18 protein-coding genes, 1 other RNA gene and 1 pseudogene are annotated in these 23,625 nt (G+C 72.0%); 8 read left to right on the top strand and 12 right to left on the bottom strand.

Annotation, left to right across the window (positions count from 1 at the left end; genetic code table 11):
- Nucleotides 1-237 precede the first annotated feature (237 nt).
- On the bottom strand, nt 238-1,392 hold the full coding sequence (locus QF030_RS14065) for a hypothetical protein (protein ID WP_307167567.1): 1,155 nt from the start codon (nt 1,390-1,392) through the stop codon (nt 238-240).
- Nucleotides 1,393-2,128: 736 nt separating this feature from the next.
- On the opposite strand from QF030_RS14065, the gene QF030_RS14060 reads away from it, so the two are divergent.
- From QF030_RS14060 to QF030_RS14050, 3 genes are read left to right on the top strand one after another with little or no spacing between them, the layout of a single operon-like run.
- Entirely contained in the window at nt 2,129-3,004 is an 876-nt protein-coding gene (locus QF030_RS14060) for a Nif3-like dinuclear metal center hexameric protein (RefSeq protein WP_307163007.1), read from the top strand.
- Nucleotides 3,001-3,744 carry a zinc ribbon domain-containing protein gene (locus QF030_RS14055; RefSeq protein ID WP_307167566.1) on the top strand — a complete coding sequence of 248 codons (744 nt, stop codon included), beginning with the start codon at nt 3,001-3,003 and terminating at the stop codon, nt 3,742-3,744. The genes QF030_RS14060 and QF030_RS14055 overlap by 4 nt, the downstream gene beginning before the upstream one ends.
- A 29-nt stretch (nt 3,745-3,773) precedes the next feature.
- A complete protein-coding gene (locus tag QF030_RS14050; protein WP_307163006.1) occupies nt 3,774-5,387 on the top strand; it encodes a bifunctional RNase H/acid phosphatase in 1,614 nt (537 codons plus the stop codon).
- On the opposite strand, the gene eda is transcribed toward QF030_RS14050, so the two are convergent.
- Nucleotides 5,359-6,021 carry a bifunctional 4-hydroxy-2-oxoglutarate aldolase/2-dehydro-3-deoxy-phosphogluconate aldolase gene (gene eda / locus QF030_RS14045; RefSeq protein WP_307163005.1) on the bottom strand — a complete coding sequence of 221 codons (663 nt, stop codon included), beginning with the start codon at nt 6,019-6,021 and terminating at the stop codon, nt 5,359-5,361. The two genes, QF030_RS14050 and eda, sit on opposite strands and share 29 nt — an antisense overlap.
- A gap of 77 nt (nt 6,022-6,098) precedes the next feature.
- Entirely contained in the window at nt 6,099-6,890 is a 792-nt protein-coding gene (yaaA, locus tag QF030_RS14040; protein WP_307163004.1) for a peroxide stress protein YaaA, read from the bottom strand.
- A 174-nt stretch (nt 6,891-7,064) separates the two neighbouring features.
- On the opposite strand from yaaA, the gene QF030_RS14035 reads away from it, so the two are divergent.
- The 3 genes and pseudogenes from QF030_RS14035 (at nt 7,065) to rnpB (ending at nt 9,245) form a co-directional block, all read left to right on the top strand.
- Nucleotides 7,065-7,907, top strand: coding sequence for a helix-turn-helix domain-containing protein (locus tag QF030_RS14035; RefSeq protein WP_307163003.1), 843 nt, complete (start codon nt 7,065-7,067; stop codon nt 7,905-7,907).
- A 25-nt stretch (nt 7,908-7,932) separates the two neighbouring features.
- Nucleotides 7,933-8,712, top strand: a pseudogene (locus QF030_RS40575) (DMT family transporter); the annotation flags it as partial.
- Nucleotides 8,713-8,839: 127 nt separating this feature from the next.
- Nucleotides 8,840-9,245: RNase P RNA component class A (rnpB, locus tag QF030_RS14025), an RNA gene on the top strand.
- Between the two features lie 161 nt (nt 9,246-9,406).
- Here the strand turns inward: rnpB and QF030_RS14020 are convergent.
- The 6 genes from QF030_RS14020 to QF030_RS13995 form a co-directional block, all read right to left on the bottom strand.
- Complete coding sequence (locus QF030_RS14020) at nt 9,407-11,176, bottom strand: hypothetical protein (RefSeq protein ID WP_307163001.1); 1,770 nt, start codon at nt 11,174-11,176, stop codon at nt 9,407-9,409.
- Between the two features lie 441 nt (nt 11,177-11,617).
- A complete protein-coding gene (locus tag QF030_RS14015) occupies nt 11,618-13,834 on the bottom strand; it encodes a bifunctional serine/threonine-protein kinase/ABC transporter substrate-binding protein (protein ID WP_307163000.1) in 2,217 nt (738 codons plus the stop codon).
- A complete protein-coding gene (locus QF030_RS14010; RefSeq protein ID WP_307162999.1) occupies nt 13,834-16,056 on the bottom strand; it encodes a bifunctional serine/threonine-protein kinase/ABC transporter substrate-binding protein in 2,223 nt (740 codons plus the stop codon). The genes QF030_RS14015 and QF030_RS14010 overlap by 1 nt, the downstream gene beginning before the upstream one ends.
- Nucleotides 16,056-16,904, bottom strand: coding sequence for a hypothetical protein (locus QF030_RS14005; RefSeq protein WP_307162998.1), 849 nt, complete (start codon nt 16,902-16,904; stop codon nt 16,056-16,058). The genes QF030_RS14010 and QF030_RS14005 overlap by 1 nt, the downstream gene beginning before the upstream one ends.
- A gap of 100 nt (nt 16,905-17,004) precedes the next feature.
- Nucleotides 17,005-17,421 carry a MazG-like family protein gene (locus QF030_RS14000; RefSeq protein WP_307167565.1) on the bottom strand — a complete coding sequence of 139 codons (417 nt, stop codon included), beginning with the start codon at nt 17,419-17,421 and terminating at the stop codon, nt 17,005-17,007.
- Nucleotides 17,422-17,624: 203 nt separating this feature from the next.
- Nucleotides 17,625-18,170, bottom strand: a complete 546-nt coding sequence (locus tag QF030_RS13995) for a DoxX family membrane protein (RefSeq protein ID WP_307162997.1) — start codon at nt 18,168-18,170, stop codon at nt 17,625-17,627.
- A gap of 196 nt (nt 18,171-18,366) precedes the next feature.
- On the opposite strand from QF030_RS13995, the gene QF030_RS13990 reads away from it, so the two are divergent.
- Nucleotides 18,367-18,693, top strand: coding sequence for a nuclear transport factor 2 family protein (locus QF030_RS13990; RefSeq protein WP_307162996.1), 327 nt, complete (start codon nt 18,367-18,369; stop codon nt 18,691-18,693).
- A gap of 74 nt (nt 18,694-18,767) precedes the next feature.
- On the opposite strand, the gene QF030_RS13985 is transcribed toward QF030_RS13990, so the two are convergent.
- Together QF030_RS13985 and QF030_RS13980 are read right to left on the bottom strand one after the other, a co-directional pair.
- The gene (locus QF030_RS13985) at nt 18,768-19,460 is read right to left on the bottom strand and encodes an ABC transporter ATP-binding protein (RefSeq protein ID WP_307162995.1); all 693 of its coding nucleotides are present in this window, start codon (nt 19,458-19,460) and stop codon (nt 18,768-18,770) included.
- 79 nt (nt 19,461-19,539) lie between these two features.
- On the bottom strand, nt 19,540-21,009 hold the full coding sequence (locus QF030_RS13980; RefSeq protein WP_307162994.1) for an ABC transporter permease: 1,470 nt from the start codon (nt 21,007-21,009) through the stop codon (nt 19,540-19,542).
- A 223-nt stretch (nt 21,010-21,232) separates the two neighbouring features.
- Here QF030_RS13980 and QF030_RS13975 point away from each other — a divergent pair, with 223 nt between their 5' ends.
- Nucleotides 21,233-22,423, top strand: a complete 1,191-nt coding sequence (locus tag QF030_RS13975; RefSeq protein WP_307162993.1) for a D-alanyl-D-alanine carboxypeptidase family protein — start codon at nt 21,233-21,235, stop codon at nt 22,421-22,423.
- Nucleotides 22,424-22,705: 282 nt separating this feature from the next.
- On the opposite strand, the gene QF030_RS13970 is transcribed toward QF030_RS13975, so the two are convergent.
- A complete protein-coding gene (locus QF030_RS13970; RefSeq protein WP_307162992.1) occupies nt 22,706-23,533 on the bottom strand; it encodes an SDR family oxidoreductase in 828 nt (275 codons plus the stop codon).
- Nucleotides 23,534-23,625 lie beyond the last annotated feature (92 nt).

Here is a 23,625-nt window from a genome sequence, read left to right as displayed (position 1 = left end):
CTGTTCTCGGCAGGCTTGCGGTGTCGGCCGTGTGGGGCCGAGTCACCGTCCTGGGACGAGACCGGGCCCCGGTGCCGGCCGTGTCCGGCCGCCTCCTGGGAATCGGCGGACAGCGCCTGCCTGGTGCTTGTGTCGTTCATCGGAAGAATTCACCCCGTCAACATGATCTTTCTTTACAGCCGGGCGATTTTATCCGGCACACCGAGGGGCTGATCCAGGCGGCCACGCCAACCGCTGCTACTTCGTTACAAGTCGACCCAGGGGGGCCTGCTGAAGAGGGACCGGACGGGCGACGGTGCGTGCCGGACGCGGCGGTTCCGCACACGGCGAGGCCTCTTCGGACGGCGATGGCGACAGCGACGAGATTGATGTTGATGTCGAAAGCGAGGGCGGTGCGGTGATCGGTGCCGTCAGCGGTGCCACTCCGCACGGCTCCGCCTCCGTGGCGTACGGCAGTCGGAGAACGCCCTCCGGTGTCCACAGCCCGCTGCCTGTCAGCCACCCCTCAGGTGCCGGGAGTTGATGGAGGCGGCGATCGGCCGGACGCCATACGCCCACCCAGGTGCCGTACGGGCCGTCGATGCGAAGCGCCACCGCGCAGGCCTCCGGGACGAGCGCCTGGCCCGGCTGGCTCGCGAACGGGGTGAGAGCGAGATTCGGGAGATGCAGGGACTCCGGGAAACGGACCGGCAGCGTGCTGCCGAGGACTCCCCAGCCCAGGCGCGCCTCACCCGGCGAGGGCGCGTCCGAGCGGATGAGCAGCAGACCGCTGTCGGGGTCGGCGAGCAGGAGCCGGTCGTCGCTGTCGGCGGCGATCTGCAGGAGGGGTGACACCTCGCCGCCGCGCTCCAGGTCCACGACGATCGTCTTGGTGCGGCCGCCGACCTCCCGGTCCAGCGCGAGCAGGCGGCCCGTACGGTCGAGCCAGACGCCACCCGAGCAGCGGCCGGGGATCTCGGCGAGGTACTCGGGACCGAAGGTGCCGCCCGCGACCAGCCACACCGTCGTCGTGCGGGGACCGACGGCGAGCGCGTACGCGCGTTCGCCGCAGGGGGCCGGCGGGAGCAGGTGCAACCGGGTGCCCTCGTCCGGGCACTCGACGGCGCCCAGCGGCAGCTCGCCCGTGCCTGGACCGGTCGGATAGAGCAGCGAGAAGGTGTGCCGTCCCTCGATCCGCCGCCGGATCAGGACCCGGCCGTCGGCCATCGGCTGCACCTCCGTGCCGGGCTCCTCCGGCTGGTTGCCGGGCAGCGGCACGGCGTACGGCTCCGGGCCGTCCAGGGTCCAGCGCTCGGGGAACCAGGAGTCACCGGCCCGGGCGAGCCGCGCGGCGTAGGCACCCCCTGCGGTGATCACACAGTCCGCCTGGCTCCCACGGACACCCGCGATCAGGCGGTCGGTGCCGCTGGCACGGCCGCTCGTGGTCACGCGGTCGGTGTCGCCTCCATGACGGCCCACGGTCAAGCGCCGGGGGTCGTCGCCATCGTCACCCGTGACCGCGCGGTCGGGCTCACTCCCACGGTCGACCGTGAACACACGGTCCGTAACGGTCCACCGGCTTCCGGGAAAGCCGTGGTTCTCCGTGATGGTCCGGTCCGTCGGGATCCCGCCGCCCTCCGTGACCCCACGGCCTTCGGTGATCCCACGACCCTCCGTGAATCCGTGCCCCTTCAGGACCCCACGATCCTCAGAGATCACGCGATCCGCCGCGATCACGGAATCCGCCGCGATCGCGTGGTCGACCGCGATCACGTGGTCCGCCGTGATGGTGCGGTCCGCCGTGATGGCGCGGTTCGCGTGCTCCTCCGCAAGCCCCTCCGCGTGCGGCGTGGGCTCGGCGGCGCCGTCCTCGGGGTCCTCCCCGTCGGCGGCGGTGGGCTCGATCGCACAGGCCGGCATCGTCATCGTTCGGTCACCTCCGGCGACGAAGCTAGTTTTCGTACGCACGGGCGTGGGACCGCCGGGCGGCCTTCTTCCCTCATAAGAGTGGTGCAGAAGCGATTCGCCTGAGGGTGGTGGGAGGCGTGTGCATCCGCCTCCCGTTCACTCCCGGTCGGCGGCCGCGGCGACCGCGTCGGCATCGGCCGCACCGGTACGGGCCGGTGGGACGGCCAGGTAGCCTTTCCCCGTGCCCCGTCTGTCTGAAGTCATCGCCACGCTGGAGAACCTGTGGCCCGCCGAGCGGGCCGAGTCCTGGGACGCGGTCGGCACGGTCGTGGGCGACCCCGAGCAGGAGGTCTCCCGGGTACTGTTCGCCGTCGATCCCGTCCAGGAGATCGTCGAGGAGGCCGTGAAACTCGGCGCCGATCTGCTCGTCACCCATCATCCGCTGTACCTGCGCGGGACGACGACCGTCGCGGCCTCCACCTTCAAGGGCCGGGTCGTGCACACCCTCATCAAGAACGACATCGCCCTGCACGTAGCGCACACCAACGCCGACACCGCCGATCCCGGCGTGAGCGACGCCCTCGCCGGTGCGCTCGACCTGCGGGTCGTACGGCCTCTCGTGCCGGATCCGAGCGACCCCCACGGGCGGCGCGGCCTGGGACGCGTCTGCGAGCTCGACCACCCGCTCACCGTGCGGGAACTCGCCGCCCGTGCCGCCGAGCGGCTGCCCGCCACCGCGCAGGGCATCCGGGCGGCGGGAGACCCGGAGGCACTGGTGCGGACCGTCGCCGTCAGCGGCGGTTCCGGCGACAGCCTCTTCGACCACGTCCGTGCGGCCGGCGTCGACGCCTTCCTCACCGCGGACCTGCGCCACCACCCGGCGTCGGAGTTCATCGCGGACCGCGCCCACGGCGCCCACGCACCTCTCGCGCTGCTCGACGCGGCGCACTGGGCCACCGAGTGGCCCTGGTGCGAGCTGGCCGCCGGCCAGCTCGACGAGATCTCCGACCGGCGGGGGTGGGGCCTCCGGGTCCACGTCTCCCGTACGGTCACCGACCCCTGGACGGCCCACGCGGCGTCCGACACCACCTCTAGCTCAATGGGAGCCCCCAACTGAACGCCGAGCCCGCCGACCAGATCCGACTCCTCGACGTCCAGGCCCTCGACGCCCGTCTCCAGCAGCTCGCGCACAAGCGGAGGTCACTGCCCGAGCACACGGAGATCGAGTCGCTGAACAAGGACCTCACGCAGCTGCGCGACCTCCTTGTCGCGGCGCAGACCGAGGAGAGCGACACCGCCCGCGAGCAGACCAAGGCCGAGCAGGACGTCGACCAGGTCCGTCAGCGCGCCGCCCGTGATCAGCAGAGGCTCGACTCCGGGGCCGTCACCTCCTCCAAGGACCTGGAGAACCTCCAGAGGGAGATCGTCTCCCTCGCCAAGCGCCAGGGCGACCTCGAGGACATCGTCCTGGAGGTCATGGAGCGCCGCGAGAGCGCGCAGGAGCGCGTCGCCGAGCTGACCGAGCGGGTCGGCTCCGTCCAGGGGAAGATCGACGACGCCATCGCGCGCCGGGACGCGGCCCTGGAGGGCTTCGACGGCGAGTCCGCCACCGTCACCAAGGAGCGCGAGGTCATCGCGGCCTCCGTGCCCGCCGATCTGCTGAAGCTGTATGAGAAGCTGCGCGAGCAGCAGGGCGGCGTCGGTGCGGCCAAGCTCTACCAGCGGACCTGCCAGGGCTGCCGCCAGGAGCTCGCCATCACCGAGCTGGCCGAGATGCGCAAGGCTCCGTCCGACGCGGTCCTGCGGTGCGAGAACTGCCGTCGCATTCTCGTGCGCACGTCCGAGTCCGGTCTGTAGTCGGTCAGAGGCGGCAAGGGGCTTAGGTCGTGCGGGAGTTCATCGTCGAGGCCGACGGCGGGTCACGGGGCAACCCGGGGCCCGCGGGCTACGGCAGCGTGGTGATCGACGCGGCGACGGGGGAGACGCTCCTCGAGCGCGCCGAGTACATCGGCGTCGCCACCAACAACGTGGCCGAGTACCGGGGGCTGGTGGCCGGCCTGCGCGCCGCCCGTGAGCTCGACCCGTCGGCCACCGTGCGGGTGCGCATGGACTCCAAGCTGGTCGTCGAGCAGATGTCGGGCCGCTGGAAGATCAAGCACCCCGACATGAAGCCGCTGGCCGCCGAGGCGGCCCGGATCCTCCCGCCCGGGCAGGTCACCTACGAGTGGATGCCGCGCGAGCGCAACAAGCACGCCGACCGCCTGGCCAACGAGGCGATGGACGCGGGCAAGCGGGGCGAGCAGTGGGACGCCGGGGCATCGCGGGCCGAGCCGGCCGCCCGTGTCCCCGCGACCCCCGTCGCACCCGAGCCCTCCGGCCCGCCCGGCGACGCCACGGCGGGCGCGGCGAAGGCCCGCGAGGCCCTGCTCCGGTCCCGCCCGCCCGCAGCCCCGAAGGCGGCCACTGCGCAGCGAACGCATGAGACGCAGCGGACGCACGAGACGCAGGGGACGCACGAGACGCAGGGGACGCACGAGACGCAGGGGACCCAGGAGACGCAGCAGGAGCAGCAGGCAAGGCCCGAGCAGCAGCGGGAGCAGCGGGAGCAGCAGGCAAAGCCCGAGCAGCAGCGGGAGCAGCTGGGAAAACACCAGCCGCAGCCGCAGCAGCCGGTGCAGCACGAGCCGCAGCCGGAGCACCCGGTGCAGCATGAGCAGCATGAGCAGCAGGGAAAGCAGGAGAAGGTGACGAAGACCGGCGCCGACCGCCGCGCCGCCCGCACGGTCGCCACCCCGGCTCCCGCTCCCGCCTCTGCCGCTGCCGAGGCCCCCGCGGTCACCCCTTCAGTCGGCTGGGGGGCGGCGCCCGACCTCGGGGCGCCCGCCACCTTCGTGCTGTTGCGGCACGGCGAGACGCCGCTCACCCCGCAGAAGCGGTTCTCCGGCAGCGGCGGCAGCGATCCCTCGCTCTCGGACGTCGGCCGGGAGCAGGCCGAGCGGGTCGCCGCCGCTCTCGCCCGGCGCGGGACCGTCCAGCACATCCTCGCCTCCCCGCTCGCCCGCACCCGCGAGACCGCCGGGGCCGTTGCCGCCCGCCTCGGCCTCGAGGTCACCGTCGAGGACGGACTGATCGAGACCGACTTCGGGGCCTGGGAGGGTCTGACCTTCGGCGAGGTCCGCGAGCGTCACCCCGACGACCTGAACGCCTGGCTGGCCGACCCGGAGGCCGAGCCGACCGGCGGCGGCGAGAGCTTCGCGGCGACCGCCACCCGCATCGCGGCCACCCGGGACAGACTGGTCGCGGCGTACAAGGGCCGCACGGTTCTTCTGGTCACCCACGTGACCCCGATCAAGACGTTCGTACGGCTCGCCCTGGGCGCCCCGCCCGAGTCGCTGTTCCGCATGGAACTGTCGGCGGCCTCGCTGTCGGCGGTGGCCTACTACGCCGACGGCAACGCCAGCGTCCGCCTGCTCAACGACACGTCCCACCTGCGGACCTGAGAAGCGCGGCGGCCCGCGCGAGCCCCTCGATCCGCTGCCAGTCGCGTGCCGCGACCGCGTCCGCCGGGACCATCCAGCTCCCGCCCACACAACCGACGTTGGGCAGGGAGAGGTAGTCCGGCGCATTGTCCGGGCCGATCCCGCCGGTCGGGCAGAACCGGGCCTGGGGGAGTGGTCCGGCCAGTGACCTGAGATAGGCGGTGCCGCCCGCGGCCTGCGCCGGGAAGAACTTCATCTCCCGCACCCCGCGTTCCAGCAGCGCCACGACCTCCGAGGTGGTCGACACCCCCGGCAGGAAGGGCAGCCCGGACGCCCGCATCGCCGTCAGCAGGGAGTCGGTCCAACCGGGGCTCACCAGGAACCGCGCGCCGGCGTCCCCGCACGCCGTCACCTGCTCCGGCGTGATCACCGTTCCGGCCCCGACGACCGCATCCGGTACCGACCCGGAGATCTCCCGGATCGCGTCGAGCGCGGCCGGTGTCCGCAGGGTCACCTCGATCGCGGGCAGCCCGCCCGCCACCAGAGCGCGCGCCAGCGGTACGGCGTCGGCGGCGTCCTCGACGACTAGTACGGGCACGACCGGGGCCAGATCCAGTACCGAGGCAGCCGAGAAGGAGGGCAGAGGCGAGGTCATGCGCCTCATCCTGCCGTCGGTGTGCAGCATGCGCAAAAGGCATTGCGCATGCTGCAACGACTCTCGAGGTGGGTGGCTCAGTGCACCTCGTCCACCAGCACGTCCAGGGTCCAGGCGACCGTCCCGGCCTTCGCCTTCGCGGGCGCCTTCTCCTCCACCACGTACCCGAGGTCCCGCAGCGCCTCCACCAGCTCGGCGGGACCCGCGGGGGAGATCCCCGCCGTCAGCAGGCTCCTCACGATCCGCCCCTTGGTCGCCTTGTTGAAGTGGCTGACGACCTTCCGGGTCGGCGCGTGCAGTACCCGCACGCTCGCCGTCCGCCCCGCGACCTCACCCTTCGGCTTCCAGGGCGCCGCGTACGCAGCCGACCGCAGGTCGAGTACCAGCCCGTTCCCGGCCGCCTCGGGCAGCACGGACGCCATCGGGGCCCGCCAGTACGCGCCCAGCGCACCCAGCCCGGGCAGCCGCACACCCATCGAGCAGCGGTAGGACGGGATTCGGTCCGTCACCCGGACGGCACCCCACAGCCCCGAGAAGACGAGGAGCGACCGGGCCGCGCGCCTCTTGGCAGCCGCGTCGAGTGTGGCCAGGCCGAGAGCGTCGTACAGGACGCCCGTGTAGACCTCCCCGGCGGGCCGGGCTCCCGCCGTGCGCAGCTCCGTGTTCTTCGCGATCTCGCCACGCAGCCCCTCGCTCAACCCGAGCACCTCGCGCGCCTTGTCCTCGTCGGCCGCGCACAGTTCGGCCAGCTCGTCGAGGACGGCCTCGCGGGCGGCGCCGAGTCCCGGCAGGGAGAGCGCCTCCGGCTTGAGCGGGGCGCCACGCCGGGAGGACGCCTTGCCTTCGGAGGGCGGCAGCAGGACAAGCACGGGAAATCTCCTTCAATAGAGCTCTGCTGCGACAGCGTACGACGTGCCACGAGAGGGCCCGCCCGAGGTGCGCGCCCGCGCTCCGGCATGAATCGGGACCTGAAGGCGTTGCACGCGTGGGAGCACGTACGGGGGACGCGCGGGCGTCGCGCGGGAGTCACATGGGGGTTGCGAGTGAGTCGTGGGAAGGGCCATGAAAGCCGTGAGCAGGCGTTGTGGACCAGAGCCCGGCTGGGGCGGTGCGGCCCGCCCCTCGACCTCCTCACCGCGCGCTTCGACCGGCACGTCTACGCCCCGCACGCGCACGAGGAGTTCACCGTCGGGGTCTGCGTGGGCGGCTCGGAGATCATCGCCTACCGCGGCGGCCACATCCGGACCGGCCCCGGCTCCATCGTCGTCCTGGCCCCCGGCGAGACGCACACCGGCGGCCCGGGCAACGACACCGACGGCTACGCCTACCGCGCCCTCTACGCCGGCCCGGCCCTTCTCACCGAGGGAACCCTCGGGGGTGTGCCGCACTTCCGTGAGCCCCTCCTCGACGACCCCGAACTGGCCGCCGCCCTGCGCCGGACGCACACGGAACTGGCCGCCTGCCCGGACCCTCTGGAGGCCGAGTCCCGCTTCCCCTGGCTGCTGACGGCCCTGGCCCGACGCCACTCCACGGCCCGTCCCGTGTGCGACACGATCCCCGGCGCCGAACACCTCACCGAAGCCGTCCGCACCCGTCTCGCCGACGAACTCCTCGCCCCGCCCTCCCTCGCCGACCTCGCGGCGGACCTCGGACTGTCCCGCTACCAGCTCCTGCGCGCCTTCCGTACGACGACGGGCATGCCGCCGTACGCATGGCTGGCCCAGCACCGGGTGGCCCGGGCCCGGCGCCTGCTGGAGTCGGGGCTGCGTCCCGCGGAGGTCGCGGGCCTCGTCGGCTTCGCGGACCAGGCGCATCTCACCCGCTGGTTCCGCCGCGTGCTGGGCGTGACCCCGGCCGCGTACCGCAACAGCGTTCAAGACACCTGACCGGGGCCCGGCCGACACTCTCCGTATGACTGCACGCGGCTGGTTCCTGTTCTCCCTGATGGGAGTGGTCTGGGGCATCCCCTACCTGATGATCAAGGTGGCGGTGGAGGACCTCTCCCCGTCCATGGTCGTGTTCACCCGATGTGCGCTGGGCGCGGCCCTCCTGCTCCCCTTCGCGCTGCGGCAACGGGGCCTGACCCGGACGGTACGGGCGCACTGGAAGCCCATGCTGGCCTTCGCCGTCATCGAGATCATCGGCCCCTGGTTCACCCTCACGGACGCCGAACGGCACCTCTCCAGCTCCACCGCGGGCCTGCTGGTCGCGGGCGTCCCGATCGTCGGCGTACTGGCGGCCCGCTTCCTCGGCGACACGGAGGTGCTGGGCGTACGGCGGATGGCGGGCCTGGCCGTCGGCCTCGCCGGAGTGGCCGTCCTGACCGTCCCGCATCTGACGGGCGGCGACGCGAAGTCCCTGGGCGAGGTGCTCCTGACGGTCGTCGGCTACGCGACGGCCCCGCTGATCGCGGCCCGCCGCCTCAAGGACGTCCCCACCCTCCACCTCATCGTCCCCTGCCTGACCCTGGCGGCGCTCGTCTACGCACCGGCGGCCGTCGCGACCTGGCCGGCGGAGACACCCAGCGTTTCTGTCCTTGCGGCGCTGGCGGTTCTGGGGGTCGTCTGCACGGCCGTCGCCTTCGTGGCGTTCCTGGAGCTGATCAAGGAGATCGGCCCGACCCGCTCGACGGTCATCACGTACGTCAATCCGGCGGTCGCGGTGGCGGCGGGCGCGTTGTTCCTGGACGAACGCCTCACCGTCGGCGTCCTGGCCGCCTTCACGCTGATCCTCGCGGGCTCGGTGCTGGCGACGGCCGCGGGACCGGCTGCCGGAACGGGACGGCGTCCGCGCCCGGTAGCATGGTCGGCACGGCAGACGAGCCGGGCGGACGGCCGCGTGGAGTCCCTCACGGGACTTCCCGAGGAACGTCCGGGCTCCACAGGGCAAGGTGATGGCTAACGGCCACCCGGGGTGACCCGCGGGACAGTGCCACAGAAAACAGACCGCCGGGGACCTCGGTCCCCGGTAAGGGTGAAACGGTGGTGTAAGAGACCACCAGTGCCCAGGGTGACCTGGGCAGCTAGGTAAACCCCACCTGGAGCAAGGTCAAAAGGAGCCGCTGTAACAGGCGGCTCTGCGCGGACGTTCGAGGGCTGCCCGCCCGAGTCCGCGGGTAGACCGCACGAGGCCGGCGGCAACGCCGGCCCTAGATGGATGGCCGTCTCCCCGGCCGCCGCGAGGCGACCGGGCGACAGAACCCGGCGTACAGCCCGACTCGTCTGCCGCCACCTGCGGCTTTGCCTCGGAATGGCCTCTGCTCCGCGGAAGCGCCACCAGTGTGTGCCGGCGGGCGTCAACGCAGCCAAGCCTGGTGACGGTGGAGCGGTAAGTCGGGGTCGAGCCGCCAACGTTCCACCGACCGCACGGTCAATTGGCGCGTGGCCTACTCGGCATGGTGGGTCGTGGCCTCGGGCCTGGTCGGTTCCGTAGATCTCGTGTCGGTGCTCTCGTCCCTCTCGCCCGCTTCGATGGGGACCATGCGCCGCCGCTGAAGTTCATCGCGTTCCACGTCAGGGATCGCCATCGACTCGGCGAGCACGGCGGCGAGCGCGTTCACTTGAGCGTTCTCGATGTCAGAGTGGAAGAGCCACCGGATGTTCTCCTCGCGCGTGATGAGGTCGATCGCCAAGCGCGCGTTCTTGTCCTGTGTGGTCGCTGCTCGGACGTATCGCACTTGGTCGAGTGGGATGACTTGACGGATCTCGCCTTGCTCGAGGAACGCGTTCGTCCTGGCCGTGATGACGCGGCGATCCGTGACGGCGACCAGTGTCTTCGCCGCGGCCTTGTCCCGCGCTGCCGCCAACTTCTCCTTCGCTCCGCCGACGATCGCAGAAATCGGGCCAAGGGCATCGAGCTGGTCGGGGAAGCCGAGGACACGTACGGTCTCACCGTCATCGAGGAACCATTGCAGGATGCGAAGGTACGGCTTGGGATCCAGCGATGTGGGTGCGCAGACCACGCCCGGAGCATCGAGCGGAGGGGCCGGCGGATGGAGGGCGTCGGCAAGCGGCGCGATCGCCTCCAGAAGACGGGCGGAGATGTCGCGAGCTGCCTTCACGTCCTTCCGCTTCCCCGGCAGCGGCCATGCGTCGGGTCCTGGAAGCTCGGCGATGATCCGCAGCTCCCGCGTCAGCGCTCCTACGAGACTCGTCGTCTCGGCGAGAGCGGAGTCGAACTCCGCGCGGGTGTCGCGCGCGATGACGTCGACCAGCCGTGCCTCGTCAGCGTCTTCGCGTCCAGCGGTTCTCGCCCTCCCGGCGCGAAGCGCCTGATACCCGGTCCACGCCTTGACGGAGGACAGGAGGGCGTTGGCGTCGAAGACGATTGCCTCGGCGTTCGTCTGCAGATACTCACGGCGGCGACTCGCGTCGGCCCCATCGATCTGTCCGACGTGACCACGGACGTTCAGCCGGTACAGCTCAAGCTGCTTACGCAGCGACGCCTCACTACCCGCGACGTTGTCCCACAGGGAGGTGGGGACCGATTCGACCTCCCGCGCCTGGCCGACCGCGCGATCGATGGTGGTGACGAGCCCCGTCAGTTCGGTCCACTGCTCGTTGCGGATGCCTGCGAGTACCTGGTGTGTCAGCGCGATGTTCGTCTTGACGAGGCCGGTGACCTCGCTCAGCTGCATCTGAAGGCCGACCATGGCCAGTGCCGGCCCGATAGAGGCCGCGGTCTGTGCCGTGCTCACCGCGGCCACGGGGAGGAGGCGGGCCTGATGGACTACTTTTCCGCCGAAGAACACCGCTCCGAGGTTCGCGCCGTCCTTCACGGCGAGCGCTGCGCCGGCGTTCAGCCAGGCCTGTGTCCCGGCGCCGAGCCTGTAGAGCCCCTGCACACTGGCGAATGCGTTTCCGAGGTTGCCGGCCACGGTCGCCGTGTTCCCGATCGAGGCGAGGACAGCGGAAATCTGACTGCGGTCGGCAGCCGGCACGATCCCGAAGTCGAGCAGATCGGCCTTGAGTTCCGCCGGAACCTCACCGCAGACGACAGCCACCCCTGGAAGCACCTCCACCAGGACCGTCGATACCGTCGTCGAGTCGATGTCGGAGTCGGGTGTCGGATCGTCGACAGCAGGTGAGTCGGCGGTATCGCTCCGGCCGTCCTCCTCAGGCTCGGCGATCTCCATCGAGTCCGAAAGGTCCTGCATGTGATTCCTCCCCCGAGAGCGCGCAACGGCCGGACGTCGTCGGCGTTCGCCGCCGAAGTCTACGGCTCGGCACGTCGCGGCCCAGCCCGAATCCACCAGCTGGTTCCGGACCGGCTGGTGCCAGGCACGGGTACACCCGGCGGCGCGGGAACCGCTCCCGCGCCCCCCCGAAGTCGCCTGGGAAACCTCCCCGCGTACGGGTCCGGCGCTGCCGCTCGGCGACGCCCCGGAAACCCCGCACCCGCCATGCTCTTGGACGACTTGACCGGGCAGGGTCCGTAAGGCGGCCCGGGACGTCCGCCCGGGCCGTCAGCCTCTCGACGCGGTGCCCCTGCGGGCCCTACCTTCTGGTTCTCTCGCTTCCAGCTCTCGGGTTCTTCGCCTCTCGTTCCTGCCGCGCAGGGGGATTCGTGCGGTCACACAGATCGAGGCCCCTGTGTCTCACGACACCGCCGCCTCCTGATACTGCCCCAGGTACCGGAACGCGCCCCCCGTCGCGCGGAACAGGAACATCGCGTCGTGGTTGTAGCCGTAGCTCTGTTTGTACTGCACGGTTCGGGTGATGCCGGAGTACGTCACCTCGGGCAGTCGGCGGGCGATCGCGCCGCGTTCCGACAGGGGTGAGCCGTCCTTGACGCAGGCCTTGGTCAGGAACATCACGGCGTCGTAGGCCTCCGCCGCGTACCAGCCGGGGGCGGCGCCGAAGCGCGTCCGGTAGGCCGCGGTGAAAGCGCGTGCGGAGGGGCGGGCCGTCGGGTCGGTGAAACCGGTGACGAAGACCCAGTCGGTCGCGGCGGCGCCGGCCGACGTGAGGAACCGTGGGTCGAAGGCGCGTTCCGTCGCCATGCGGGTGCCGGTGAACCGGGCGCCGCTCAGGGCCGACGCGAATCCGGCCGCCCGGGTCGCGTCGCCGGTGAAGAGGACGGCGTCCGCGTGGGCGGACGTCACCTCGGCGGCGAGCGACGCGTAGTCGACCCTCCCGGCGGCGACACGGGTCACCGTGACGTCCCGGCCGTTCCGCCGCAGTACCCGCTCGGTCTGGTCGCACAGACCCCAGGCGAAGCCCCCCTGTGCCTGGTCGTCCACCAGGAGCGTTCTGCGGGCGTCGACGTGCTTGGCGAGGTAGCTGACGCAGGGGGTGGCGAGGAGCCCGTCCGTGACGCGCAGCGCCGCATGGCAGCGGAAGAGGTTCATGTCCACCGAATTGTCGGTGTTGTCACCCACCGAGACGGACACCACCGGCATCACGGCCGTGGTGTACGTGACGTCGGTCGCGAGGAAACAGGCGTCGGTGGTGGGTCCCAGCACGGCGAGCACGTCGGCGTCCTTCGTCAGCCGGCCGGCCAGCTCGGCGGCCCGTTTCGGGTCACCGCCGTCGTCGTACGTGCGCAGCTTCAGCCGGAAGAGGGGACCGGCTTCGGCGTTGAACTGTTCGACGGCCAGCCGTGCCCCGTTGAGCTGGGTGTTGCCGAGCTTCTGGTGGGCGCCGGTCAGATCGCCGTGGAACGCCACGACCAGTTCGGGGCGTGGACGGCCGGTCCCGGACCCCGAGGACGCCTCCGGCTTCGGACGGGTGTTCCACCACCAGGCCCCGCCACCGCCCGCCGCCAGGACCCCGGCCGTCGAGCCCAGGCGCAGGAAGCCGCGGCGGCCGACGGCGCGTGCGGGGGGCCGGACCGGCGTGACGGCCGTCAGCGTCGGGGGCTGCGGTGACAGCGCGTCCGTCGGCACGGCCGAGGGCACCTGGGTCGGCTCGATCGTCCCGATGGCGAGCACGGCGGCGGACCGGTCGTTGATCAACCGGGTGACCGGCGCGGGCAGCCAGTCCGACCGTCCGGCGGAACCGGTTTCCGCTCCTTCCGCGAGCGTCTCGCGAAGTCGCGCCAAGCTCGGCCGGCCGGGCGGATCCTTGTGCAGGCAGGCTCTCAGCAGGGGCGTCAGGCCGTCCGGGAGCGCCGCCGGATCCGGTTCCTCGTAGACCGTGCGCAGCAGCATGCCGGCCGCCGCACCACCACCGAACGGCCGCACCCCGGTCGCCGCGAACGCCAGTACGCACCCCAGCGAGAACACATCGCTGGGCGGGCCGATCCGGGTGGCCCCCGCCCGCGCCTGCTCGGGCGACAGGAAACCGGGCGAGCCGACGATCACGCCGCTGGAGGTGAGCGCGGTGGCCTCCGGCGCGCGGGCGATACCGAAGTCGATGAGCCGTGGTCCGTCGGGGGCCAGCAGGACGTTCCCCGGCTTCACGTCGCGGTGCACGAGACCAGCCCCGTGCACCGCCTCGAGCGCCTCGGCGAGCCGCACGCCCAGCACCCGCACGGAGGCGAGCGACAGCGGCCCGAAGGCGTCCACCGCCTCGGCGAGCGAGGGCCCCGGGACGTACGAGGTCGCCAGCCACGGTGTCTCCGCGTCGGCGTCCGCGTCCAGCAACGGGACCACCCACGGGCTGCGCACCTGCCGGGCGGCCTCGATCTCGCGGCGGAAGCGGCTCCGGAAGCCCCTCTCGTCGGCGTACGAGGAACGGACCGTCTTCACCGCGGCGATCGCTCCGCCCGGCGCGCGTGCCAAAAAGACCACGCCCATGCCGCCGGCGCCCAGCCGCCGCAGCAGACGGTAGCGGCCGATCCGGGACGGGTCGCCGGTCCGCAGCGGCTCCATCAGACGGTGAGCGGAGCGGGACCGCCGTACACGAAGTCGCCCTGCTCCACCCGCCAGAGGTAGCCGCCGGTGCCGTCGATGACGATCATGCCGGTCTTCTTCTGGAAGGCGAACGATTTCGTGATGCCCTGGTACTTCCCGTCCCGCACGGCCGTCAGCAGGTTCTCCCGGGTACGGCTCTTCGACGGCAGTTTCGACAGGGCCGTGAGCAGCATCCCGGTCACGTCGTAGGCCTCCGCCGCGTACCGGGGCGGCGCTTCCCTGAAACGCTCGCGGTAGGCGGCGGCGAACTTCTTCGCCTCGGGCTTGCGGTCGGCGTCGATGACCGGGGCCACCATCACCCAACCCTCGGCCGCCTCCTGAGCCTGCGTCAGGAACCGGCCGTCGAGCAGTGCCGGGCCGGACACGCGCGCCCCCTGGAAGGCGCGCTCCCGCAGCGTCGCGGCGATCAACGCGCCCCGGTCGGGCAGGCCGGCGAAGAACACGGAGTCGGCGCCGGCCGAGAGCACCGCCTGCACCGCGCTGCCGAAGTCGCGGCGCATCGCGCTGACCACTTCCGGTACGGACGGCTGTCCGACGTCGCCGAGCGAGTTGCTGAGAGCACTGCCCATGTCCGTACCGTAGTTTCCGGCCGGGCGGTCGACGACGACGCCGACCTTGCGCGACCGCGCGATGCCGCGCAGGTAGTTGCCGACGTAGAAGGACAGCACCGCGTCGGGCAGCCGCGCGTGCAGGAACGAGCGGAAGCCCTGGATGGACAGGGTGGTCGTGCCGGGGGACACGCCGACGACCGGCAGCAGACCGGCGTCGTATTTCGACAGCGCTGTCTGCCCGGTGGCGTCGGTGGTCGGACCGACCACGGCGAGGACCGCCGGATCGTTCGTGAGTTCCGCGGCGAGCCGGGCCGAGGTCGTCGGATCGCCTCCGTCGTCGCCGGCCCTGACCTTGACGGTGAAGGGGGCGTCGCCGCGCGCGTTGAACTCCGCGACGGCCAGCCGTAGTCCGCGTTCCTGGGCCCTGCCGATGTCACGGTGCGGGCCGCTGAGGTCGCCGTGCAGCGCGATGGTGTGCACCGGGCGGCGCGAGGACGCGGCGGCGGCCGGGGTGCCGCCGCCCGAACCGTCGTCCCGGGCGGCCGCCCACCAGGCACCGCCGCCGCCCGCCGCCAGTACCCCGGCCCCACCGGCGAGCAGCAGGAAACGGCGCCGGCCGGCCGGACGGGCGTCCTGTGGCTCCGCCGGCCCGGACGTCTCGTGGGGGTCGGGCTCCGCCGGGCCGGTATCGGACGGCGCGTCGGACGGCGCCAGCGTGTGCTCGATGTCCGGCAGCGCGAGCGCGGCGGCCGAGCGCTCGGCGATCAGCCGGGTGACCGGCTCGGGCAGCCAGTCGGCCACCTCCCCGTCCGACGGAGCGTCGTCCGCCGTCAGTTCCCGCACCAGTTCCTCGGCGTCCGGGCGCCGGGCCGGATCCTTCTCCAGGCAGCGGCCCAGCACGTCGAGCAGGCCCGCGGGCACCCCGTCGAGGTCCGCCGGATCGTGCACGGCCCGGTACAGCAGGGCGTCGACCGCTCCGCTGCCGAACGGCGCCCGGCCGGTCGCCGCGAACGCCAGGACACAGCCGAGGGAGAACACGTCGCTCGCCGGGCCGATGCCGTCCCCGCTGCGCCCCTCCGCCTGCTCGGGCGACAGATAGCCGGGCGTGCCGACCACCATCCCGGTCTCGGTGAGCGTCCTGTCCTCCGGTGCGCGGGCGATGCCGAAGTCGATGAGCCGCGGCCCGTCATGGGCGACCAGGACATTGCCCGGCTTCAGATCCCGGTGCACCAGCCCGGCCCGGTGCACCTCGCCCAGCGCCTCCGCCAGCCGGGCGCCGAGCAGCCGGAGCCCGCCCTCGGTCAGGGGTCCGTACGCGGCCACCGCCTCGCCCAGCGAAGGGCCGGGCACGAACGCCGTCGCCAGCCACGGCGCCTCGGCGTCCGGCTCGGCGTCCACCAGCGGCACCACCCAGGGACTGTCGACCCGCCGGGCGACCTCGACCTCACGGCGGAACCGCTCCTTGAAGCCCGGCTCCTCGGCGTACTCGGCGAGCAGCACCTTCAGCGCCACCAGCGCGCCGGCCGGTGTCCGTGCCAGGTACACCACACCCATGCCTCCGGCGCCGAGCCGCCCGAGCAGACGGTGCTCCGCGACACGGGCGGGATCGGACGAACGCAGCGGTTCCATCAGCTGTCTCCTCCGAGCTCGAACCGCACGCTGTTGAGCATCGTGACGTTGGCGTTCGACGCGTACTTGTCCAACTCGCCGTTCGAGTAGCCCGTGGCGCCCTTCACCGACACCGCCAGGGTCACCGTGCCGAGCCGCGTGACGTACCAGCGGTAGACCTGTTCGGCGTCCCCGGTGAGATACGAACCGATCTCGACGACCTGGTCGTCGGCGTAGTTGTTGTTGCCCTGGCCGTACGGAGTGGCGGCCGACATGAGTTTCGCTATCCGCTCGTCGGTGCGGACCTGCTGTTCCCGGCACCGCAACGGTTCCTCCAGCGTGGCGGCCAGCTGCTCGTCGGCGTCGCGCACCGTGGCGTGCACGGTGACGGCCGCCGTCACCTTCAGCTCACCCTTGTCCGCGGTGGCGGGGATCTCGCTGTAACGGGACAGGGAGGCCAGGACGCTCCCGGGGAGCGGCCGCCGCTCCCACCGGCACTGTTCGTCGAGCACGGCGACGGTGCCGGGAGTGCTGGCGGCCGGCCGCTGGGCCCGGAACCCCGCGCCCCAGGCCTGCGGGTTCAGCGCTACCGCCGTTGCCAGCGCCTCGGCCTGCTGTCTCGTGCGGGGCACCCGGGCGGGGTCCGCCTGGAACGGCGTGAGCGGCGGGGCGTCACCACTCGTCGGGGACACCGAGGGCGAGCCGGACGCGGCCGATGCCGTCGACCGGGCGGAGGCCGAGGCGCTCGGATCGGCCGCCTTGCCGTCGTCCCCGGAACCGCAGCCGCCGAGCAGCACGGCGGCCCCGGCGATCGACGCGGCGACTCGCCATGGCCAAGACGCCCTGCGCCCACCGGTGTTGTCGTCCATCCCCGCCCCCTCCGCCTACGGCCCCCGCCTCGCGTGCGGTGATCGTACAGAGGGACGCGAGCGGTGGTCGGACGGTTCGCGGAAGAGGGGGCGGGCGGGCTCAGCGCACGCCTGCCCCGTCCTCACCCGCACGCTCCACCGACCGCTCCACCGCACGCCCCACCGACCGTTCTTCCACGCGCGCCAGATGCTCAGCGAACACCGCCTCCGCCTGCGGGGTGAGCGTGCGCAGCGCGACCAGCGCCGTGATGGCCACGTCGCACAGTTCGGCCTGTACGTCCTCCCACGTGTGGCTGACGCCCTTGCGGGGGTTCTGGCCGGTCGCGCCGATGACCGCCTGCGCGACCTCGCCGACCTCCTCCGACAGCTTCAGCACGCGCAGCAGCAGGCCCTCGCGGCCGCGGTGCGCCGAGCGGCTGTCCAGCCAGGTCCACAGGGCGTCGACGGTGGCCCAGAGATCGGTGGGATCGGGAGAACCGGCAGGGTCGCTGGGGCTGATGGGGCTGATGGGGCTCATAAGGTCGACGGGGCCCTGGGGCTCGGCAGGGGAGGGCAGCTCGGTGGGCTCCGTGGGCGTGGGCCTCGGGGGCCGGGGCTGGGTGCTCATGGAGGCAGCCTGTCAGGCCCCGCGCCCAGGGCTGCTCGTCCCGGCGCCTGCCTGCTGAAGTGACAGTGACCACAGCCCCCGTGCGCGGCTCCCGGGGCCGATCCGGGGCCGGGCTACTCCTCGAACAGGGCCTCCTGCTCGCCCTCCTCCTGGCTGCGCAGCCGCTTGTTCCGCATGCCGACGACCACCGTCGTGACCGCCGCCGTCACGCTGAGCGCCACCGGGACCATCCAGCGGCGGTCGACCGTGTGGCCGAGGGCGTGGTCGAGGGAGAGGCGGCCGGGACCGGTGATGGCGAGGCCCGCGGCGGCCAGGCCCAGGGAGGCCGCGTGCTCGTAGCCGCCGCTCTGCGCGAAGAAGCCGTTGGGGACGTGCACCGCGGACGCGCCCGCCATCGCGCCGGCCGCCGCCGCGCCCGCCGCCGGGGTGGCCAGGCCCAGCGCCAGCAGCGTGCCGCCGCCGGCTTCCGCGAGGCCCGCCGCCGTCGCGCTGGCCTTGCCGGGGGCGTACCCGACGGACTCCATGAACTGGCCGGTCCCCTCCAGGCCGTGTCCGCCGAACCAGCCGAACAGTTTCTGCGCGCCGTGGGCCGCCAGCACTCCGCCGGTGCCGAGCCGGAGCAGCAGCAGTCCCAGATCACGACGGTCGTAACAGGTCACGGTGACTCCCTGAGCAGAGAACGGCGGATGCGGACGAACGGGAACAGAAGCCGGAACGGAAGCGGCAACAGAAGGGGGAAAGAGAACAGCAACGGCCCTTTCCGCGTATCCACCGTCGCACCACTCACACCCGTCCGGCCCGTCCTGGGCGCCGTTCGGGTGGCGGGGTGCGGAGCGCGGTGTGAGGGTGACCCGTATGGCGATCCAGATCGACAGACTCAGCGACCCGGCCGTGCGGGCCTTCGTCGCCGCCGTCAACGCCCATGACGAGGAGGCGTTCCGCGGCCTGCTCACCCCCGACGCGACCATGGCGGACGACGGCTCCGACCGTGACCTCGCCCAGTGGACCGACCGGGAGATCTTCTCCTCCCACGGCCATATGGACGTCACCAAGGAGTCGGACGGCGGGCGTTCCCTCATCGCGGACTACCGCAACGACACCTGGGGCGAGATGCGGACCCGGTGGAGCTTCGTGGTCGAGGCCGACGGCCGGATCTCCCGTTTCGAGACCGGTCAGGCGTAGCGGCGCACCCGGACGGGCCGAAGGGGCCGTTCACCGCCGGGCAGGCGGTCAACGGCCCCTCGGGCTGCGGTGGTTCACCGGGAGCGGGCGGTCACCTGTTCCGTGAGGGTGAGCCGGCCCGCCTTGATGGTGGCCAGGCGCGGGGCCCGGCGGGCGATCGACGAGTCGTGGGTGACCATGATGAACGTCAGCCCGTATTCGTGCCAGAGCCCTTCGAGCACCTCCATGATCTCGTCACGCATGCCCTCGTCGAGGTTGCCGGTGGGCTCGTCGGCGAGCAGCACCTTCGGCTTCTTGACCAGCGCGCGGGCGATCGCGACGCGCTGCTGCTGGCCGCCGGAGAGCTCCGCCGGGGCGTGCGTGAGGCGCTCGGCCAGGCCGACCGAGCGCAGGGCCTCCGCGGCGCGCTCGCGCCGCTCCGCGGGCTTCACCCCGAGCGGGACGAGTGCCGTCTCGACGTTCTCCTGCGCGGTCAGCGTCGGGATGAGGTTGAACGACTGGAAGATGATGCCGATCTTCTCGGCGCGCAGCCGGGTCAGCTTCGCCTCGCTGATGCGCGCGAGGTCGACGCCGTCCAGCTCGACGCTGCCCTCCGACGGGCGGTCGAGGCCGCCGATCATCTGGAGCAGGGTCGACTTGCCGCCGCCCGTGGGGCCCTGGATGACGAGCTGGTCGCCGTCCGCGATGGTGAGGTCGATGCCGCGCAGCGCCTCGACCGTCTCCTTGCCGCGCGTGTAGCGCTTGGTGACGCCGGTGAGGGTGTACATGAGGTCTCCGGGTTCTCCGTGTTCTCCGTGCGGAACGTGACGGGATGTGACGACTGGTCGGACGCGGGTCCGCGCGGGTCTAGGAGACGCTGCGCAGGGCGTCCGCCGGGCGCATCCGGGAGGCGCGCCAGCCGCCCATCGCGCCGGCGATCAGACCGCCGGTGACCGCCAGGCCCACCGCGAGCGCGATCGTGGTGACGGAGACGGGGGCCGAGAGGGCGATCTCCATCGTGTTCGACGCGGACTGCTGACCGGGACCGCCGCCGCCGGGTCCGCCGCCCGTGCCGCCACCGCCGCCGGTGTTGCCGAGTTCGGCGGTCAGCTTCGGGCTGATCGCGGTGACCGTGTACGCGGCCGCCAGGCCCAGGCCGATGCCGAGGGCGCCGCCGAGGAGGCCGTTGACCATGGACTCGCCGACGACCTGCCGGGTCACCCGGCGGCTGGGCCAGCCGAGCGCCTTCAGGGTGCCGAACTCGCGCACCCGGCGGGACACCGCCGAGGAGGTGAGCAGCGCGGCGACCAGGAACGCGGCGACGAGGACGGCGATCGACAGCCACTTGCCGACGCTGGTCGCCAGGTCGGAGGCGGTGGAGAGGGAACCGGAGACGGTTTCCGCGAGGTCGGCGGAGGTCGTCACGGTCGTGCCGGAGATGTTCTTCTGGATCGTCGCCTTGACGGTGTCGATCTGCTGGGAGTCGATCGCCTTGACGTAGATGGTGGTGACCTGGTCCGCCGCGTCGGCGAGGGTCTGCGCCTGCTTGAGCGGCAGGTAGACGTCCGTGGTGGAGTCGCTGCTGTCCGGGGTGGCGATACCGATGATCTTGTACTTGGTGCTGGAGATCGTCAGCGTCGAACCGACCTTGTACGAGTTCTCCTTGGCGTACGACTTGCTGACGACGGCGACCTTGGCGTCGGTCTGCGCCGACGTGAACGTCACGCCCGAGGAGATCTTCGAACTCGCCAGCGGGCCGAGGTCCTGGTCGGTGACGTCGACACCGGCCACCGAGTACGAGTTGACGTCGAAGGAGGCGCCGCCGCCCTGCACCTGCGGGGCCGCGGTGGACCCGCCGCCGCTGCCGCCGGGGCCGCCCTGGCTGCCGCTGCTTCCGCTGGTGGAGCTCTGGGCCTTGCCCTGGGTGAAGGAGCCGTCGACCTTGGTGACGTTCAGGGTGAGGGCGCCGACCGCGGCCGCCACGCCCTTCTGATCGGCGACCTGCGTGACGAGCGCGGCCTTCAGGGCCTGGCCCCCCTGCGTCGAGACACGGTCCGAGCTCTGCTCCGTGTCGTCGTCGTCCTCGCCCTTCGCGTCGAATTCGAATCTGGGGCCGCCGGAGCTGTCGGCCGAGGGCGCCGTGCGGGCCTTGGTGACGGTCATGTCGGTGCCGAGGCCGTACAACGACTGAAGGACCTTGTCCTGAGCCTGTGTCATGCCGGCCGACACCGAGTTGACGGTGATGACCAGCGCGATTCCGAGCGCCAGACCCAGTGCGATGACCAGGGCGGCCTTCTTGCGCCGGCCCAGTTCACGCTTGAGATAGATGCCAAACATCCCGTTCCCTAAGGTTCTTGGCGCCCGCTGTGGGCGCGGCCACAACCTAGGGAGAAACCTTTGAGTCGTCCTGAGTAAAAGATGTGTAAGGACTGAGAATGCGGAGGGCCGGATCAGAATTCCTTGAGACAGCTGATTCCTAGGCTGTGGAGGGGCTTTTCCCAGGTGGCGGCGGTTGGCTGAGAATTTCCGTTTTCCCCGAATCCCCTTGTACGGTCCCGCAGTGCACGCATTCTCGCGCCCGTCCCCGCGCCTGTCTCCGCGCCTGTCCCGGCGCTCCCTGCTGGCCCTCGCGGCCACCGGGCCCCTGGCCGCCGCACCGCTCGCCGCGGCACCGGCCGCCGCCGCGTCCGACGTGGTGGTCGGCGGTGCACGGCTGATCGCCGACGGCGTCCAGGCGAACGGCGGCGGCGCCGTGCCGGGGAAACTCACCGCCCGGGCCTGGCTGCTCGCCGACCAGGACAGCGGCGAGGTGCTCGCCTCCTACCGCGCGCATCTTCGGGTCGCCCCCGCCTCCACGCTGAAGATGCTGTTCGCGGACACCCTGCTGGGCCGGTTCGAGCGCACCGAGCGCCACCTGGTGACCGACGCGGACCTGGCCGGTATCCCGTCCGGCTCCAGCCTCGTCGGCGTCAGGGCCGGGATCACCTACACCGTCGAGCAGTTGTGGCAGGGCGTGTTCCTGCGGTCGGGCAACGACGCCGTGCAGGTGCTCGCCCGGATGAACGGCGGGGTCGCGAAGACGGTCGCCGAGATGCAGGCGAGAGCGGTCGACCTCCAGGCGCTGGACACCCATGTCGTCAGTCCCGACGGCTACGACCACGAGGGTCAGCTGTCCTCCGCCTACGACCTCACCCTTTTCGCCCGGCACGGGTTGCGTGACGCCGACTTCCGCGCCTACTGCGGCACCAGGGCCGCCCGGTTCCCGGCCGGAGGCGGGAAGACGTTCCGCATCGAGAACACCGACCGGCTGCTGTCGGGCGCCTACGGGGTGACGCCGTACCCGGGCGTGATCGGTGTGAAGAACGGCTTCACCAGCAACGCCGGCAACACCTTCACCGGCGCCGCGACCCGCGCGGGGCGCACCCTGGTCGTCACCGTGCTGCATCCGAAGAGCGGCCACAACGCCGTCTACGAGGAGACGGCCGCGCTGCTCGACTGGGGTTTCGCGCAGGGCGGTTCGGCACGGCCGGTGGGGACGCTGGTCGAGGCGTTGAGCGAGGGCGGGGCCAGGGCGGGCGGCTCGTCCGCGGGAAAGGCGCCGCATGCCGGGGCGGAGACATCGTCGTCGGCCGGTGCGGGGCCGGACGGCTGGGGCGCGCTCGGCGGGGCCGCGGGAGCGGTGGCGGTGCTCGCGGGCGGGACGTACGCGCTGCGCCGGCGTCGTTCCGTCGAGGCGCCGCCCGCGAGCTGACATGCGACAGCCGTCCCACGGCGCCGGTGCGTACCTCGCGGTCCCAGCGAGGTCCACCCCCACCCGGTGCCATGGGACGGCTGTCCCTCCCCCTCGGTGTGGTGTGCGGTCGTCCGGTGCGGACTGTCGTGCACCAAGTGTGAAGTTCTCGTGGAGAAGAGTTGAGCATAAGTCCGTCATCGGCCGCAATGGTGCGGACGGAGAAACTCCGGTTGTGCAGGTTGAGCAGTTGACTGTCCGGGGGCGGCCCGTGCCGCCCACGGCCCGCTCCGGCGAGTGTCCTCACCCCCGTCCCACGTACGGCATCGCCGTCGCCAGCACCGTCGCGAACTGCACGTTCGCCTCCAGCGGCAGTTCCGCCATGTGCCGCACCGTGCGCGCCACATCGGCGACGTCCATCACCGGTTCCGGCGCGGTCTCGCCGTTCGCCTGCAACGCGCCCGTCCGCATCCGCGCCGTCATGTCGGTGGCCGCGTTGCCGATGTCGATCTGTCCGACCGCGATGCCGTACGCACGGCCGTCCAGCGAGAGGGACTTCGTCAGACCGGTGAGAGCGTGCTTGGTCGCCGTGTAGGGCGCGGACAGCGGGCGGGGCGTGTGCGCCGAGACGGAGCCGTTGTTGATGATCCGGCCGCCCCGGGGATCCTGCTCCTTCATCTGCCGGTACGCCCCCTGCGCGCACAGGAAGGCCCCGTTGAGGTTGGTGTCCACCACGTGCCGCCAGGCGTCGTAGGGGAGTTCCTCGAACGGCACGCCACCCGGCCCGAACGTGCCCGCGTTGTTGAACAGCAGGTCCAGCCGCCCGAAGCGGTCCCGTACGGCGTCGAAGAGGGCCGTCACCTCCTCCGGGCGCGAGACGTCCGTCCGCACGGCGAGACACGTGCCCTCGGGCACCAGCGCGGCCGTCGCCTCCAGGGCCGCGGCGCGCCGTCCGGCCAGCGCCACCGACCAGCCCGCGCGCAGCAGTTCCACGGACACCGCCCGTCCGATCCCGGAACCGGCGCCGGTGACGACCGCGATCTTCGTCCGACCGGCGGATCGACCGGTGGATCGGCCGGCGGCCGGGGTGTCCCGGGCGTTCTCGGCATTCTCTGTGTTCTCGGCGTTCATGGGCCCGCAGCGTACGTGAGCGGCGTTCCCTCGGATCCGGCACGCGGGACGCACCCGTCCGACATCCGACTGTTGTGTACGCGCCAACCCAG

Source organism: Streptomyces rishiriensis (assembly GCF_030815485.1).
Taxonomy (GTDB): domain Bacteria; phylum Actinomycetota; class Actinomycetes; order Streptomycetales; family Streptomycetaceae; genus Streptomyces; species Streptomyces rishiriensis_A.
Note: the sequence above shows the minus strand (reverse complement) of the source record. Positions and strands in the feature narration are given on the sequence as shown.

Bases quoted from the DNA above. Each gene is read 5' to 3' on its own strand.
- eda (WP_307163005.1), bottom strand. From the start codon at position 6,021: ATGACCTCGCCTCTGCCCTCCTTCTCGGCTGCCTCGGTACTGGATCTG.
- QF030_RS14020 (WP_307163001.1), bottom strand. From the start codon at position 11,176: ATGCAGGACCTTTCGGACTCGATGGAGATCGCCGAGCCTGAGGAGGAC.
- QF030_RS14015 (WP_307163000.1), bottom strand. From the start codon at position 13,834: ATGGAGCCGCTGCGGACCGGCGACCCGTCCCGGATCGGCCGCTACCGT.
- QF030_RS14010 (WP_307162999.1), bottom strand. From the start codon at position 16,056: ATGGAACCGCTGCGTTCGTCCGATCCCGCCCGTGTCGCGGAGCACCGT.
- QF030_RS14005 (WP_307162998.1), bottom strand. From the start codon at position 16,904: ATGGACGACAACACCGGTGGGCGCAGGGCGTCTTGGCCATGGCGAGTC.
- QF030_RS14000 (WP_307167565.1), bottom strand. From the start codon at position 17,421: ATGAGCCCCATCAGCCCCATCAGCCCCAGCGACCCTGCCGGTTCTCCC.
- QF030_RS13990 (WP_307162996.1), top strand. From the start codon at position 18,367: ATGGCGATCCAGATCGACAGACTCAGCGACCCGGCCGTGCGGGCCTTC.
- QF030_RS13985 (WP_307162995.1), bottom strand. From the start codon at position 19,460: ATGTACACCCTCACCGGCGTCACCAAGCGCTACACGCGCGGCAAGGAG.
- QF030_RS13980 (WP_307162994.1), bottom strand. From the start codon at position 21,009: ATGTTTGGCATCTATCTCAAGCGTGAACTGGGCCGGCGCAAGAAGGCC.
- QF030_RS13970 (WP_307162992.1), bottom strand. From the start codon at position 23,533: ATGAACGCCGAGAACACAGAGAATGCCGAGAACGCCCGGGACACCCCG.